The 14,873-nt window shown below is 74.2% G+C and carries 16 protein-coding genes; 12 read left to right on the forward strand and 4 right to left on the reverse strand.

Features of this window, described 5'->3' with window-relative positions; genetic code table 11:
* The first annotated feature begins 36 nt into the window (after nucleotides 1–36).
* The 3 genes from FFT21_RS18500 to FFT21_RS29230 all read left to right on the forward strand — a co-directional run bounded on the left by FFT21_RS18500 (nucleotide 37) and on the right by FFT21_RS29230 (nucleotide 2,776).
* Entirely contained in the window at nucleotides 37–1,263 is a 1,227-nt protein-coding gene (locus tag FFT21_RS18500) for a transglycosylase SLT domain-containing protein (RefSeq protein WP_137815158.1), read from the forward strand.
* 130 nt (nucleotides 1,264–1,393) lie between these two features.
* Complete coding sequence (locus FFT21_RS18505; RefSeq protein WP_137815159.1) at nucleotides 1,394–2,569, forward strand: pyridoxal phosphate-dependent aminotransferase; 1,176 nt, start codon at nucleotides 1,394–1,396, stop codon at nucleotides 2,567–2,569.
* 57 nt (nucleotides 2,570–2,626) lie between these two features.
* Nucleotides 2,627–2,776 (forward strand): hypothetical protein, encoded by a 150-nt coding sequence (locus tag FFT21_RS29230; protein ID WP_192909622.1) that lies wholly within the window; start codon nucleotides 2,627–2,629, stop codon nucleotides 2,774–2,776.
* A gap of 11 nt (nucleotides 2,777–2,787) precedes the next feature.
* Here FFT21_RS29230 and FFT21_RS18510 read toward each other — a convergent pair whose 3' ends face one another.
* Together FFT21_RS18510 and FFT21_RS18515 are read right to left on the reverse strand one after the other, a co-directional pair.
* The gene (locus FFT21_RS18510) at nucleotides 2,788–3,423 is read right to left on the reverse strand and encodes an HAD family hydrolase (protein WP_137815160.1); all 636 of its coding nucleotides are present in this window, start codon (nucleotides 3,421–3,423) and stop codon (nucleotides 2,788–2,790) included.
* 16 nt (nucleotides 3,424–3,439) lie between these two features.
* A complete protein-coding gene (locus FFT21_RS18515; protein WP_137815161.1) occupies nucleotides 3,440–4,456 on the reverse strand; it encodes a GntG family PLP-dependent aldolase in 1,017 nt (338 codons plus the stop codon).
* A gap of 145 nt (nucleotides 4,457–4,601) precedes the next feature.
* Here FFT21_RS18515 and FFT21_RS18520 point away from each other — a divergent pair, with 145 nt between their 5' ends.
* The 6 genes from FFT21_RS18520 (at nucleotide 4,602) to FFT21_RS18545 (ending at nucleotide 9,810) form a co-directional block, all read left to right on the forward strand.
* Nucleotides 4,602–5,120 carry a SigE family RNA polymerase sigma factor gene (locus tag FFT21_RS18520; RefSeq protein ID WP_137815162.1) on the forward strand — a complete coding sequence of 173 codons (519 nt, stop codon included), beginning with the start codon at nucleotides 4,602–4,604 and terminating at the stop codon, nucleotides 5,118–5,120.
* A 13-nt stretch (nucleotides 5,121–5,133) separates the two neighbouring features.
* The gene (locus FFT21_RS18525; RefSeq protein WP_137815163.1) at nucleotides 5,134–5,877 is read left to right on the forward strand and encodes a hypothetical protein; all 744 of its coding nucleotides are present in this window, start codon (nucleotides 5,134–5,136) and stop codon (nucleotides 5,875–5,877) included.
* An 80-nt stretch (nucleotides 5,878–5,957) separates the two neighbouring features.
* On the forward strand, nucleotides 5,958–6,542 hold the full coding sequence (locus FFT21_RS18530; protein ID WP_137815164.1) for a TetR/AcrR family transcriptional regulator: 585 nt from the start codon (nucleotides 5,958–5,960) through the stop codon (nucleotides 6,540–6,542).
* Between the two features lie 29 nt (nucleotides 6,543–6,571).
* Nucleotides 6,572–8,005: an adenylosuccinate lyase gene (gene purB, locus FFT21_RS18535; RefSeq protein ID WP_137815165.1), complete on the forward strand. Its 1,434-nt coding sequence runs from the start codon at nucleotides 6,572–6,574 to the stop codon at nucleotides 8,003–8,005.
* A 20-nt stretch (nucleotides 8,006–8,025) separates the two neighbouring features.
* Complete coding sequence (locus tag FFT21_RS18540) at nucleotides 8,026–8,853, forward strand: MOSC domain-containing protein (protein WP_225978539.1); 828 nt, start codon at nucleotides 8,026–8,028, stop codon at nucleotides 8,851–8,853.
* Nucleotides 8,854–8,976: 123 nt separating this feature from the next.
* A complete protein-coding gene (locus FFT21_RS18545; RefSeq protein WP_137815166.1) occupies nucleotides 8,977–9,810 on the forward strand; it encodes a DUF2334 domain-containing protein in 834 nt (277 codons plus the stop codon).
* Here the strand turns inward: FFT21_RS18545 and FFT21_RS18550 are convergent.
* On the reverse strand, nucleotides 9,732–10,370 hold the full coding sequence (locus FFT21_RS18550; RefSeq protein WP_137815167.1) for an MBL fold metallo-hydrolase: 639 nt from the start codon (nucleotides 10,368–10,370) through the stop codon (nucleotides 9,732–9,734). The genes FFT21_RS18545 and FFT21_RS18550 overlap by 79 nt on opposite strands.
* A 78-nt stretch (nucleotides 10,371–10,448) precedes the next feature.
* Nucleotides 10,449–11,447 (reverse strand): NAD-dependent epimerase/dehydratase family protein, encoded by a 999-nt coding sequence (locus tag FFT21_RS18555; protein ID WP_137815168.1) that lies wholly within the window; start codon nucleotides 11,445–11,447, stop codon nucleotides 10,449–10,451.
* A gap of 159 nt (nucleotides 11,448–11,606) precedes the next feature.
* On the opposite strand from FFT21_RS18555, the gene purS reads away from it, so the two are divergent.
* Genes purS through purL form a run of 3 tightly spaced genes read left to right on the forward strand, consistent with a single transcriptional unit; the run spans nucleotide 11,607 to nucleotide 14,850 of the window.
* A complete protein-coding gene (purS, locus tag FFT21_RS18560; RefSeq protein ID WP_137815169.1) occupies nucleotides 11,607–11,846 on the forward strand; it encodes a phosphoribosylformylglycinamidine synthase subunit PurS in 240 nt (79 codons plus the stop codon).
* Nucleotides 11,843–12,565, forward strand: a complete 723-nt coding sequence (gene purQ, locus FFT21_RS18565; protein WP_192909623.1) for a phosphoribosylformylglycinamidine synthase subunit PurQ — start codon at nucleotides 11,843–11,845, stop codon at nucleotides 12,563–12,565. The genes purS and purQ overlap by 4 nt, the downstream gene beginning before the upstream one ends.
* On the forward strand, nucleotides 12,562–14,850 hold the full coding sequence (gene purL / locus FFT21_RS18570; protein WP_192909624.1) for a phosphoribosylformylglycinamidine synthase subunit PurL: 2,289 nt from the start codon (nucleotides 12,562–12,564) through the stop codon (nucleotides 14,848–14,850). Before purQ ends, purL begins: the two co-directional genes overlap by 4 nt.
* Nucleotides 14,851–14,873: the final 23 nt, after the last annotated feature.

The raw sequence follows: 14,873 nt of genomic DNA on the forward strand, positions 1-14,873 counted from the left end.
CACCGCCGCGAACACGAGTGACGGGGAGGACTCGAGGTGGGTGCGAAGGACGAGGTGGCGGCGCTGCCGGGCGGGCAGGCCCTGGCCGATCTCGCGGACAAGGTGGACGGCGCCCAGCCGGAGGCCATCCGGCAGATCGCCAGGCACTGGACCGATGCGGCGAGCAGGTGCGGCGAGTGCGACACGGCGGTGAAGAACTCGGTGGCCCAACTCGACGGCGCGTGGCAGGGCGGCTCCGCCGACGGGTTCGTCGCCTACATGGCCGGGTTCGGCAACGCCGGCGCGTCCCTGCAGCAGGCGCTGACCAGCGCGGCCGGCGACCTGAACTCCGCCGCCGATGCACTGGAGAGCGCCAGGGCCTCGGTGGATAACATCTGCGAGCGGCTGCTCGGCCAGGTCCGCCAGTACCGGGCGCAGCACGAGCACGACTCGCCGGACGAGACGAACGCCGCGATCGAGCGGCTGTGCGCCGAGGCCGCGGGCGACGCCCGACCCAAGGTGGCCGAGGCCGACCACGCACTGGCCACCGCGCTGGGCAGGCTCAACGGCCACGCCGGCGCCATCTCCCCGAAGTTCTCCAGCCTGGCCGATCCGAATACGCAGCCCTTCGTGCCCGCGCCCGGCCGCACCATCGACTGGCAGCCGACCGCCGCCCCACCGCAGGTCACCGACCCGCAGAGCGCGGGAGGCGCACCGGGTGCACCCGGTGGCGCGCCGGGCGGGCCCGGCGGGGGCGTGGCTGCCGGCGCCGGTGACGGCGGTGGTTACCAGGCCCTCGCGGCGCACGGCAGCGGGTACGGCGGGTACGGCGGTGGCGGGTACGGCGGTGGCGGGTACGGCGGTGGCGGGTACGGCGGCGGTGGGGACAGCGGCGGCCCGCCGTCGCCCGGTTTCGCGGCGCCCAGCGGCCAGGTCAAGGACTGGATCGAGCAGGCCATCGAAATCCTCCGCGCCCAGGGCGTCCCGGTGGACAAAATGAGCCCGGACCAGATCTGGGCGATTATCCAACACGAATCCGGTGGAAATCCGCATGCGATCAACAATTGGGATTCGAATGCCGCCGCTGGGCACCCGTCAAAAGGGTTGATGCAAACAATCGACTCGACGTTCAACGCCTACAAGTTGCCTGGGCACGACGATATCTGGAACCCGGTGGACAACATTATCGCCGGGGTCCGGTACGCGATCGCGCGGTACGGCTCGGTGTCCAACGTGCCGGGCATCCAGAGCATGGAGCACGGCGGCGGATACCGCGGCTACTGACAGGCTGTGCCCCGGCGCCGCGATCGCGCCGCGCGCTCGCGGAACAGGCACTGACGGCCGCCCGCCCGGGGTCCTCGGACGGGGCGGATCTCCGTCCGGCCGTGGGCGGCGCGGCACCTAGGCTGGCGTCATGCTGCACAGCACCAGCCGGATGACCGCCGCCGCCCGTGCCTCCGTTCCGCCGTTCCACGTGATGGAGGTGCTGTCCGCGGCGGCGCGCCGCCAGCGGGTCAAGGGCGACGTGGTGTCCCTGGCCGCCGGGCAGCCGTCCAGCCCGGCGCCCGCGCCGGTGCTCGCCGCCGCCGAGCGGGCGCTGCGCGAGCATCCGCTCGGCTACACCGAGAACCTCGGCATGCCGGAACTGCGCGAGGCGATCGCCGGGCACTACGCCCGCCGACACGATCTCGACGTGTCACCGGACGAGGTGGTGGTGACCACCGGCTCGTCCGGCGCCTTCCTGCTCGCCTTCCTCGCCGCGTTCGACGCCGGGGACCGGGTGGCGCTGCCCCGCCCCGGCTACCCGGCCTACCGCAACATCCTGCGCGCGCTGGGCTGCGAGGTGGTGGAGCTGGACTGCGGCCCGGAAACCCGGTTCCACCCCACGGTGGAGCAACTCGAGGCGCTGGAGGCGCCGGTGCGCGGCCTGGTGGTGGCCAGCCCCGCCAACCCGACCGGCACCGTGCTGGACCCGGCGGAACTGGCCGAGCTGGCCGGGTGGTGCGCCGAGCACGACGTCCAGTTCGTCTCCGACGAGATCTACGACGGGATCAACTTCGGCCGGCGCAGCGGCTGCGCGTGGGCCACCTCGCGGGACGCCGTCGTGGTGAACAGCTTCTCCAAGTACTTCGCGATGACCGGGTGGCGGCTGGGCTGGATGCTGCTGCCGCACCGGCTGCTGCGCGCGGTGGACTGCCTGGCCGGCAACTTCACCGTCTGCCCGCCCACGCTGGCCCAGCACGCGGCGGTCGCCGCGTTCGACCCCGAGTCCTACGCCGAGGCCGACGCGCACGTGGCCCGCTACCGCACCAACCGCGACCTGCTGCTCGCCGGGCTCACCGAGCTGGGCATCACCCGGCTCGCCCCGGCGGACGGTGCCTTCTACGCCTACGCCGACGTCTCCCACCTCGGCGAGGACTCGATGGCGCTGTGCCAGCGGCTGCTGGACGAAACCGGTGTCGCCGTGGTCCCCGGCATCGACTTCGACCCGGCCAACGGCGGCCGGTTCGTGCGGATGTCCTTCGCCGGCGTCACCGAAGACGTGCGCGAGGCGTTGCGCCGGCTCGGCGAGTGGTTGCCCAGCGTATGATCATCCGGCTGTTCTTTTACGTGTTAAGATTCTTTCACGACTGAAGGGGAGGTCGCCGTGTGGGCCGTCATCGGAGTGCTGCTGCTCGTCTGGCTCGTGGTGACCGTGCTGGGGGCGCTGCTCAAGGGTCTGTTCTGGCTGGCCGTGATCGGCGGGGTGCTGTTCATCGGCACCGCCGCCTACGGCGCGATCAAGAACCGCACCTGAGCTGAGGGCGCTCAGCGACCGGCCGGGAGCACGCCGAACTGGGCCAGCCGGGCACGGATGTGGCCGGGGTTGGTCCACTGCGCGGCATGCAGCCCAGCCTGCCGCGCGCCGTCCACGTTGACCCGCTTGTCGTCCAGGAACAGGCAGTCCTCCGGGCGGGCGCCGAGCCGGTCGACAAGCTGACGCCAGATCTCCGGGTCCGGCTTGGCGATGCCCAGGTCGCCGGAGAACATCAGGTGCCGGAACAACCCGGCCCACGGCTGGCGCTCCGCGGCCCGGCCGAAGGAGGCCGACGCGTTGGACAGCAGTGCGAGCGGCACCTCGGCGGCGGACAGCTCGACCAGCAGCGCCAGGGTGCCCGGGTCGGCGTGCAGCCACCCCGCGATGTCCGCCCGCGCCAACTCGGCGACGAGGTCGTCGTCCACCCGCACGCCGAGCCGCCGGCCCACGGCGCGCCAGTACTCGGTGTCGCCGCAGCCGCGGTCGTAGCGGTCCCGCTCGGCCCAGTACGCCGGAAGCAGGTCGGCGGGCGAAACCCCGAGCATCCCGGCCAGCCGGGGCAGCGCGGCGGTCGGCCGGCTGATCACCTCGCCGTAGTCGAACACCACCCAGTGCACGTCGTCCCTCTCCGGTTGCAAGATCGCCATACCCGGAGCGGTGAGACTACGCCGCGCCCAACCGGCGGATCACCTCCCGCACGTCCGCGGCGGTGACGTCGCGGTGGGTGACGAACCGGACGCGGCCGGACATCGGGGTGGCGAGCACGCCCAGGCCGGCGAGCCGGTGCAGGGTGGCCGGCGGGTCGGCCACCTCGGCGAGCACGATGTTGGTCTCCGGCCGGGTCACCCGCCAGCCGAGGTCGCGCAGGCCGTCGGCGAGCGTGGCGGCGTTCGCGTGGTCCTCGGCGAGCCGGTCGATGCCGTCCAGCGCCACCAGGCCGGCCGCGGCAAGCACCCCGCCCTGCCGCACCCCGCCGCCGAGCATCTGGCGCACCCGCCGCGCCTCGGTGACGAACTCCACCGATCCGGCGACCAGCGACCCCACCGGCGCGCCGAGCCCCTTGCTGGTGCACACCTGAACCGAGTCGACGTCGCCGACCAGCGCGGACGGCTTGACGCCGAGCGCGACGGCGGCGTGCCAGATCCGCGCGCCGTCCAGGTGCACCCGCAGGCCCGCCGCGCGGGCCGCGGCGAGGAGTTCGGCGTGCGCCTCGACCGGGGTGACCACGCCGCCCGCCGCGTTGTGCGTGTTCTCCACGCAGAGCAGCGTGGTGCGCAGCGCGTAGTACGGTCCCGGCCCGCCGGCGGCGGCGCGGACCGCGGCCGGCGAGGGGCGGCCGGGCGCGGCGTCCCAGTCCAGCACCTCGGGCATGCCGCCGGCCAGCCACGCGGCCGTGCCCAGCTCGTGGTCCAGCACGTGCGCCCCGCGCGGGGCGAGGAACCGCTCGCCGCGGCGCAGGTGCAGGGTCAGCGCGATGAGGTTGCCCATCGACCCGCTGGGCGTCCACAGCGCGGCGGGCACGCCGAGCAACTCGGCCACCCGCTCCTCCAACCGGCGAATGGTCGGGTCGTGGTCGAGCACGTTGTCGCCGACCTCGGCGGCCGCCATGGCCGCGCGCATCTTCTCCGTCGGCTTGGTGACCGTGTCGGACCGCAGGTCGATCGGCGCGAGCGTAGCCACGATCCGATGACATCACACCCGCGCCGGCTGCACCGCATGATGCGATGATCGGAATGTGACGTGGATCGCCGGCGCGGTTCGTGCAACCGTGGGCGGCGGGCGTTCCGTCCGGTAGGTGCAGGCACGACGAGCGGAGAGAGTCCGCGTGGACCAGCGCGACGAGCAGGAGTTCGCGGAGTACTTCGCGGCCCGGCGGGACGCCGTGCGGAGGACGGCATTCCTGCTCTGCGGGGACTGGCACCGGGCGGACGACCTTGCCCAGACGGCGTTCGTCGCCCTGCACCGGAGGTGGCGCAAGGTGCGGGACCGCGGGGCGCTGGACGCCTACGTGCGGCGCACGCTGGTGCGCGCGGTGATCGACGAGTCGCGGCGGCCGTGGCGGCGGGAGCGGTTCGTGGACGAGATGCCGGACGTGCCGGTGGCCGGCGCCGACGTGAGCGAGACCGTGGCGCTGCGGCAGGCGCTGATCCCGGCGCTGCGCCGGGTGCCGCCGCGCCAGCGGGCGGTGCTGGTGCTGCGGTTCCTCGACGGCCTGGACGTCGCGGCCACCGCGCAGGCGCTGGGCTGCACCGAGGGCACGGTGAAAAGCCAGACGGCGCGGGGGCTGGAGGCGCTGCGCACCGAACTGGGGGACGCCCTGGACGACCTGCGTCCGGCGTCGTGAACGGGGCGAGGAGGTGACGGACGTGGACGAGCGGGAACTCGCGGAGGTGTTCCGGGCGGCGGTGCGGGACACGCCGCCGGCGTCCTTCGACGAGCGGGACGTGGTGGCCGCGTCCCGGCGCGCCCGCGCCCGGCAGCGCACCGCGATCGTGGCCGGCTCGACGCTCGGGGTCGCCGTGCTGGTCGGCGGCGCGGTGGCCGGCGCCGACCTGCTGCATGGCCCCGCGCACGAGGTGGCGAGCGGCCCGGAGCAGAGCACGACGCACGGCAGGCCCCCGATGAACACCTTCGGCCTGCCGGTACCCGGCACGCCGGCCCCGCACAGCTTCCCGGAGGCGACGCCTGAGCAGGGGGGCGGCGCCGGCGGGGAGGTCGGCCCGAGGGCCGACGGCACCCGGAGCGGGTGTGGTCCGGTGGACCGGGAGCTCGCCGCCGCCCTCGCCGGCGAGCTCCCGGCCGCCGCCGCCGGCGGGCTGCCCGTGGCGGTGGACGCCCAGTGCCCGCAGGGTGCCCGCGCCGCCGGTTACCTGGTGCGGGACGGGGACGACCTGGGCGTGTTCTCCGTGGTGCTGGTGCCGGCCGGAGCGCAGCGGTCGGTGACCCAGTTCTCCGGCCCGGGGAGCAGCACCACGGTCAGCGTGACCACCCGCAGCGGTGGCCAGCTCACCGTGGTGAGCAAGGCGCAGCGCGGGTCGACCGGGGCGCCGTTCGGCGACCGGGTCGCGGCGATCGCCGCCGACCTGGCCAGCCGCTACTGAGCCTCACCCGGGCGGGTCGGCGCTGAGCAGCCGAAACCCGCGCGGGTGCCGCGGTGGCCGGCCTGGCACCATCGGACACCATGACCACGGCGAGCACGCCGAAGGGCGAGCGCCGGCGTCAGGCGCTGGTCGAGGCGGCGGCCGAGCTGCTGGTGGAGGGCGGCTTCGACGCGGTCCGGCACCGCGCGGTCGCCGACCGGGCCGGCCTACCGCTGGCGTCGACCACGTACTACTTCCGGTCCCTGGACGAGCTGGTCGAGGCCGCGGTGGAGCACCACGCCCGCGCCGAGCTGGCCAGGGGCCGGGCCCGGCTGGCGGAGCTGGCTGTCGGGCCGCGCGGGGTGGACTCGCTGGTGGAGATCGTGCTCGACCTGCTGCTCGGCCCGGCGTCGCAGGCCGGGGACGCGGAGGCGGTGCTGCTGCGCTACGAGCGGCTGGTGGCCACCGGGCGGCGGCCCTACCTGCGACCGCTGATGCGCCGGCTGGGCCGCGAGCTGGACCTGCTGCTGCTGGAGATCTTTGCCAAGTCCGGGGTGCCGGCCGACGCGGAGCGGGTGGACCGGCTGGTCGCCCTGGTGGACGGGGCGGTGGTGAACGCGCTGATCGAGGTGGACCCGGACCCGCGTGGCGCGGCCCGCCGCATGCTGCGCGCCGCCCTCTCCTGACCGCAGGCGGCGCACGTAGGCTTCGGCGCGTGACCGTCAAGCCGCGCATCCCGGACGTGCTCGCCGCCCGCTACGCCTCTCCCGAGCTGGCCACCGTGTGGTCGCCGGAGCACAAGATCGTGCTGGAGCGCGAGCTCTGGCTGGCCGTGCTACGGGCCCAGGCGGAACTCGGTGTGGACGTGCCGGACGGGGCGATCGCCGACTACCAGCGGGTGCTCGACCGCGTCGACCTCGCGTCGATCGCCGAGCGGGAGCGGGTCACCCGGCACGACGTCAAGGCGCGGATCGAGGAGTTCAACGCGCTGGCCGGGCACGAGCACGTGCACAAGGGCATGACCTCCCGCGACCTCACCGAGAACGTGGAGCAGTTGCAGGTGCGCCGGTCGCTGGAGCACGTCCGGGACCGGGTGGTGGCGCTGCTGGCCCGGCTGGCCCGGCGCGCCGCCGAGCACGCCGAACTGGTGATTGCCGGCCGCTCGCACAACGTCGCCGCGCAGGCCACCACGCTGGGCAAGCGGTTCGCCACCGCCGCCGACGAGTTGCTGGTCGCGCATGCGCGGCTGGAGGAGCTCCTGGACCGCTACCCGCTGCGCGGCATCAAGGGGCCGGTGGGCACCGCCCAGGACATGCTGGACCTGCTCGGCGGGGACGCGGCGAAGCTGGCCGCGCTGGAGGAGCGGGTGGCCCACCACCTTGGCTTCGCCACCGTGCTGACCAGCGTCGGTCAGGTGTACCCGCGGTCGCTGGACTTCGACGTGGTGTCCGCGCTGGTCCAGGTGGCCGCCGCGCCGTCCAGCCTCGCTACCACGATCCGGCTGATGGCCGGGCACGAGCTGGTCACCGAGGGATTCAAGCCCGGCCAGGTGGGTTCCTCGGCGATGCCGCACAAGATGAACACGCGCTCATGCGAGCGGGTCAACGGGCTGGCCGTGGTGCTGCGCGGCTACCTGTCCATGGTCGGCGAGCTGGCCGGTGACCAGTGGAACGAGGGCGACGTGTCCTGCTCGGTGGTGCGCCGGGTGGCGCTGCCGGACGCGTTCTTCGCACTCGACGGGCTGCTGGAAACGATCCTCACCGTGGTCGACGAGTTCGGCGCCTACCCGGCGGTGGTCGGTCGGGAGCTGGACCGCTACCTGCCGTTCCTGGCCACCACCAAGGTGCTGATCGCGGCGGTGCGGGCCGGCGTCGGTCGGGAGACCGCGCACGAGGTGATCAAGGAGCACGCGGTGGCCGTGGCCCTGGCCATGCGGGAGCGGGGTGCCGAGCGCAACGACCTGTTCGACCGGCTGGCCGCCGACCCTCGGCTGCCGCTGGACCGGCCGGCGCTGGACGCGCTGCTGGCCGAGCCGCTGTCGTTCACCGGCACCGCCGGCGAGCAGGTGGCCTCGGTGGTCCGCCGGGTGGACGAACTCGTCGCCGAGCACCCGGAGGCCGCCGGCTACGCGCCCGCCCCCATCCTGTGACCGGGGATAGCGTCGTTGCCGTGGCTTCCGCAGTGACGATCGACTCGCTGGTCGCCTACCCGGTGAAGGGCTGCGCCGGCGTCGCCGTGACCGACGCCGAGGTCACCGCGACCGGGCTGGCGCACGACCGCAGCTTCATGCTGGTCGACGCCGACGGCGGGTTCGTCAGCCAGCGCACCCGGCCGGCGATGGCGGTGATCCGGCCCCGCGTGCTCGGCGGCGGTGCCCGGCTGGTGCTGTCCGCGCCCGGCGCGCCGGACCTGGCTCTGGACGTGCGGGTGGACGGTCCCCGCCTGGCGGTCTCGGTGTTCGCCTGGGACGGCAAGGGCGTGGACCAGGGCGACGAGGCCGCGGAGTGGTGCTCCGCGGTGCTCGGCGAGCGGTGCCGGCTGGTTCGGGTGCCGCCCGAGCACGACCGGGTCACCTCCGGCGAGACGCCGGGCAGCACCGGGTTCGCCGACGGGCACGCCCTGCTGGTCGCCTCGCTGTCCTCGCTGGACCACCTCAACGCGCGGATCATCGAGCGCGGCGCGCAGCCGGTGCCGATGAACCGGTTCCGGCCGAACGTGGTGGTCACCGGATGGGCGGAGCCGCACACCGAGGACCGGGTGCGCCGGGCCGCCCTGGGCGGCGTCGAGGTGGGCTTCGCCAAGGTGTGCGTGCGCTGCACCGTCCCCATGGTCGAGCAGGAGACCGGCCGCCGGGACGGCCCGGAACCGATCCGCACCCTGGCCGACTACCGGCGCGAACCGGACGGCGGGGTGAGCTTCGGCATGAAGGCCGCGGTGCTGCGCCCCGGCCGGATCGCCGTCGGCGACCCGGTCCACGTGCATGCCTGGGCCACCTGACGGACCTCCCGGCTCGCCGGCTCACTCACCAGGCGTAACGGTCGGCGGCGATTTCGCCGACTTGGTGCCGCCCGGTCACCTGAGGGTCAAGCCGGTGTCACTCCGGCGCGGCGCCATGGGGGCATGGGATCCCCGCTCGCCGTCTCGTTGTCCGGCATCACGGCCGTGACCCTGCACCACGGTGCGGACCTGGCCGCCGAGCTGGACCGGAGGAACGTGCCGCTGTCGCTGCTCGTGGCGCCCCGGCCGGGCCGGGAACGGCCCAGCGCCGAGGTGCTGTCCTGGGTGGCCGAACGCGCCCGCGGCGGTGACGCGGTGGTGATGCACGGATACGACCACGACGACAACCCGTGCCGGCTCGGCGCGCTGGTCCCCCGGCCCAGGGCCGAGTTCGCCGCGCTGCCGGCGCACGAGGCGGGGCTGCGGCTGCTGGCCGCCCGCCGGCTGCTGCGCGAGTTCGGGCTGGCCACCGGCTGCTTCGCCGCGCCCCGCTGGCGCGCCTCCCGGGGCACGCTGGCCGCGCTGCGCCGGCACGGCTTCGCGGTGTGCGCCGACGCGGAGGCGGTCCGCAGCCTGCGCACCGGCACGGAACTGCGCGCCAGGGTGCACGGTTTCGGCGGGCTGGCCGGCGGGGAGGCCGCCGAGCCGTGGTGGTGCCGGGCGCTGGTGCTGGGCGTCGCCAGGGCGGCCCGCCGGGGCCGGCCGGTGCGGATCGCGGTGGACGCCGCCGACCTGGCCCGCTCCGGCCCCCGGCAGGCCGTGCTCGACGCCGTGGACATCGCGCTGCACCACGGCATCGAGCCGACGACCTACGCGGCGTTCGGCCCGCCGGCGGTGCGGCCGGAACGCGTGGTGCGGAGCCCGTCCCGGGACCGCGGTCAGACCTCGGACGGCTCCCCGACGGTGAGCACCCTGACCGCGGTGCCCTCCGGGGCGAGCCGCTCGAACAGCCCGTAGTGCAGTTCCGGCCTGGCCAGCACGGCCTCGTGGATGGGCACGCCCACCCGGGGCGCCACCGCGCGCAGGAACTCCACCGCCTCGGCGGCCTTCAGCCACGGCGCGCCGGTCGGCAGGCCGAGCACGTCGACGCGCTGCTCGGGCACGAAGAAGGAGTCGCCGGGGTGGTAGAACGCGCCGTGGTCGACCACGTACCCGGTGTTCGGCACGATCGGTACCTCGGGGTGGATGACCGCGTGGTCGCCGCCGACCGCGTGCACGGTGGCGCCGCCGATCTCCAGCACGTCGCCGGGGCGGGCCGTGCGCGCGGTGGTCAGCCCCAGTTCGGCGACCTGGCCCGCCGAGCCGGGGTCCACCACGACCGCCGCGTCCGGGTTGGCGGCGGCCAGCGCGGGCAGCCGGTCGGCGTCCAGGTGGTCGAAGTGCTGGTGGGTGATCAGGATGCCGTCCAGGTTCCGCTCGCCCTCGAACCCGGAGGAGAACACGCCGGGGTCGAACAGCAGGCGGGCCGAGCCGGTGTCGACAAGTACGCACGCATGTCCGAAGTGGACGATCCGCATCGGGTTACCTTTCCGGCCGGCAGTTTCCGCACCCCACCCTAGGGCCCGGGGCGTGGCGCGGCCGCCACGGCGCCGTGCTCAGAGCCGGGCGAGCAGGTCGGCCTCGCCGGCGGGGGTCAGCCCGGCCCGGCGCTCCCGGTCCAGGCCGAGGCTCCGCTCGTAGCCGAGCGCGTCCCTGGCCACCTCGGCCAGCGGGCGGGGCCGCAGCCCGGCGGCCAGGGTGGCGGTGGTGTCGTGGGCGACGAAACCGTGGTGGGTGCTCGGCGCCCACAGCGGCAGCGACCGCGGCCCCGCCCAGGGCGTGACACCCGCCTCGAGCAACGTCTCCACCGGGACCGGCACCAGTTCGGTGCCCGGCGCGCCCACCGCGTCGGCGATGTCCCGCAGCACGTCCAGCAGCGGCCGCGCCGGTCCGGCGCCGTCGAAGGTGCCGGGCAACCGCTGCTCGCTCGCGGACACGATCCACGCGGCCAGGTCCCGCACGTCGACGTACTGGAACGGCTGCTTGGGGACGTCCGGCACGGCCACCCGGCCGCCCCGGGAGAACCGGGCCGGCCAGTAGCCGAACCGGTCGTACCGGTCGCCGGGTCCGACGATCAACCCGGCACGCACCACGAGTGCCCGCTCGCCCGTCGCCTCGCGCACCGCGTTCTCGCTGGCCACCTTGATCCCGCCGTACAGGTGGGGATCGACCTCCGGTGTGGGCCGATCGGCCTCGGCGGTCACCGGGTCGAGCAGCGGAGCGTCGGTGGTCTGCCCGACGGTTTCGGTGTCCGCGTACACGTTGATGGACGACACGAACGTCCAGTGCCCGGAGCGGTCGGCCAGCGCCCGCAGCGCCTCGCTGACCCACCGGTAGGACATGGTCGCCACGTCCACCACGGCGTCGAACCGCTCCCCGGCCAGCGCGGCGAGGGCGTCCTCGGCGTTCCGGTCCACCCGGACCAGCCGCGCCCCGTCCGGCACCGTCCCCGACTCGCCGCGCGCCGCGCAGACCACCTCGTGGCCCCGGCGCACCCCCTCCTCGGCGACCGTGCGGCCGAGGAACACCGTCCCACCCAGCACCAGCATCCGCATGTGCTCACCCTGCCGCCGAGATCGCGGCCCCGCCACGGCTCTCGCGCACGGCGAACGCCGACGCCACCCGGGCCGACCTCCCGCGATTTCGGTCCGGCTCACCTTGCCGGGTAGTCTTCGCAGGTACCGTCGGCCTGGAGAAACACGGGAGCATCCCCAGTGGCCCGAGTCGTTGTCGACGTCATGCCCAAGCCCGAGATTCTCGACCCGCAGGGCCAAGCGGTGGCCAAGGCGCTGCCCCGGCTCGGCTTCGAGGGCGTGACCAGCGTCCGTCAAGGCAAGCGCTTCGAGTTGGAGGTCGACGACGCCGTTGACGACGCGACACTCGCCAAGATCGCGGAAACCTTCCTGGCCAACCCGGTGATCGAGGACTGGGTGGTGCGGAGGGTCGAGCCGTGAGCAGGATCGGCGTGATCATCTTCCCGGGCACGCTGGACGACGTGGACGCCGCCCGCGCGGTGCGGCACGCGGGCGCCGAGGCGGTGGCGCTCTGGCACGCCGACGCCGACCTGCGCGGGGTGGACGCGGTGGTGGTGCCCGGCGGCTTCTCCTACGGCGACTACCTGCGGGCCGGCGCGATTGCCCGGTTCGCCCCGGTGATGGGCGAGGTGGTGGCCGCGGCGAAGCGGGGCATGCCGGTGCTCGGCATCTGCAACGGCTTTCAGGTCCTCTGCGAGGCCGGCCTGCTGCCCGGCGCGCTGACCCGCAACGCCAGCCTGCACTTCGTCTGCCGGGACCAGTGGCTGCGGGTGGAGAACACCGCGACGGTGTGGAGCACCCGGTTCGAGCCGGGCGCGGAGATCCTGGTGCCGCTGAAGTCCGGGGAGGGCTGCTACGTCGCCGACCAGCACACCCTCGACGAGTTGGAGGGCGAGGGCCGGGTGGTGTTCCGCTACCTGCTCGACTCCGGCGGCGGCACCGGCAGCCCGAACGGCTCGCGCAACGACATCGCCGGGATCACCGACGCGCGCGGCCGGGTGGTCGGCCTGATGCCGCACCCGGAGCACGCGATCGACCCGCTCACCGGGCCCACCGACGACGGCCTCGGCCTGTTCCTCTCCGTGCTCGACGCGGTGGGTGCCGCCGGTGCGCTCGCGGAGGCGGTGAGCGGCCGGTGACCAGCATCCAGCAGATCGATACGGTCGAGCACGCCGCGGCCACCCGGGATCACCCGCAGCCGTACCGCGAGCTGGGCCTGAAGGACGACGAGTACCAGCGGATCCGGGACATCCTCGGCCGCCGTCCCACCGACGCCGAGCTGGCCATGTACTCGGTGATGTGGAGCGAGCACTGCTCCTACAAGTCCTCCAAGGTGCACCTGCGCTACTTCGGCGAGACCACCACACCGCAGATGCGGGAGAAGATGCTCGCCGGCATCGGCGAGAACGCCGGCGTGGTCGACGTCGGCGACGGCTGGGCGGTCACCTTCAAGGTGGAGAGCCACAACCATCCGTCCTATGTGGAGCCCTATCAGGGCGCGGCCACCGGAGTCGGCGGCATCGTGCGGGACATCCTGGCCATGGGCGCCCGGCCGCTGGCGGTGATGGACCCGCTGCGGTTCGGCCCGGCCGACGCCCCGGATACCCGGCGGGTGCTGCCCGGGGTGGTCGCCGGCATCGGCGGCTACGGCAACTGCCTGGGCCTGCCCAACATCGGCGGCGAGGTCGTGTTCGACCCGTCCTACGCGGGCAACCCGCTGGTCAACGCGCTGTGCGTGGGCGCGATGCGGGTGGAGGACCTGCACCTCGCGCACGCCACCGGCGTCGGCAACAAGATCATCCTGTTCGGTGCGCGTACCGGGCTGGACGGCATCGGCGGGGTATCCGTGCTGGCCAGTGACACCTTCTCCGGCGAGGAGACCGGGCCGGGCCGCAAGAAGCTGCCCAGCGTGCAGGTCGGTGATCCGTTCACCGAGAAGGTGCTCATCGAGTGCTGCCTGGAGCTGTTCCGGGAGGGCCTGGTGGTCGGCATCCAGGACCTCGGGGGCGCCGGGCTGTCCTGCGCGACCAGCGAGTTGGCCAGCGCCGGCGACGGCGGCATGCGGGTCGAGCTGGACCGGGTGCCGCTGCGCGCCGAGGGCATGACCCCGGCGGAGATCCTGTCCAGCGAGTCCCAGGAGCGCATGTGCGCCGTGGTCCGTCCGTCCGATGTGGACGCCTTCATGCGGGTGTGCGACAGGTGGGAGGTGACCGCCACGGAGATCGGTGAGGTCACCGAGGGCGACCGGCTGGTGATCACCTGGCACGGCGAGACCGTGGTGGACGTGCCGCCGCGCACCGTGGCGCACCAGGGTCCGGTGTACCGGCGTCCGGTGCAGCGCCCCACCGACCAGGACGCGTTGCGGGCCAACATCCCGGACGCGCTGCCCCGACCGTCCACTCCGGACGACTTGCGGGACACCGTGCTGCGGATGGCGGCGTCGCCGAACCTGTGCTCGCGGCGCTGGGTGACCCAGCAGTACGACCACTACGTGCGCGGCGGCACCGTGCTCGCCCAGCCCGCCGACGCCGGCATGATCCGGATCGACGAGACCACCGGGCGCGGCGTGGCGGTGTCCACCGACTGCAACGGCCGGTACGTGCGGCTCGACCCGTATGCCGGCACCCAGCTCGCGCTGGCCGAGGCGTACCGCAACGTCGCGGTCACCGGAGCCACCCCAGTGGCGGTGACCAACTGCCTGAACTTCGGCTCGCCCGAGGACCCCGGCGTGATGTGGCAGTTCGAGCAGGCGGTCCGCGGGCTGGCGGACGGCTGCGTGGCGCTGGGCATCCCGGTCACCGGCGGCAACGTCAGCTTCTACAACCAGACCGGGTCGACGGCGATCCTGCCCACCCCGGTGGTCGGCGTGCTCGGCGTGATCGACGACGTGCGGCGGCGCATCCCCACCGGGATCGGCGGGCAGGCCGGCGACGCGCTGCTGCTGCTCGGCGAGACCCGGGACGAGTTCGGCGGCTCGGAGTGGGCGCACGTGGTGCACGGCCACCTCGGCGGTCGCCCGCCCGCGGTGGACATGGCCCGGGAGAAGCTGCTCGCGGAGATCCTCGTCGCCGGGTCGCGGGACGGCATGGTCTCCGCCGCGCACGACCTGTCCGAGGGCGGGCTGGCTCAGGCGCTGGTCGAGGCGGTGCTGATCGACGAGACGGGCTGCCGGATCGCGCCGCCGGACGGCGTCGACCTCTTCGTCTGGCTGTTCAGCGAGTCGGCCGGGCGGGTGCTGGTCACCGTGCCGCGCACCGAGGAACCGCGGTTCACCGACATGTGCACCATGCGCGGGCTGCCGTGGACCCGGATCGGTGTGGTCGACCCGGACGCGCGGGCACTGGAGATCCAGGGCGTCGGCTCGATCGGCGTGGCGGAGCTGCGGGAAACCTGGGAGGGCACCCTGCCGGCGCTGTTCGACTGACCTTCGGGCTGCCCTCACGGGCC

Origin of the sequence: Gandjariella thermophila, from assembly GCF_005405885.1 — a bacterium.
Lineage (GTDB): Bacteria > Actinomycetota > Actinomycetes > Mycobacteriales > Pseudonocardiaceae > Gandjariella > Gandjariella thermophila.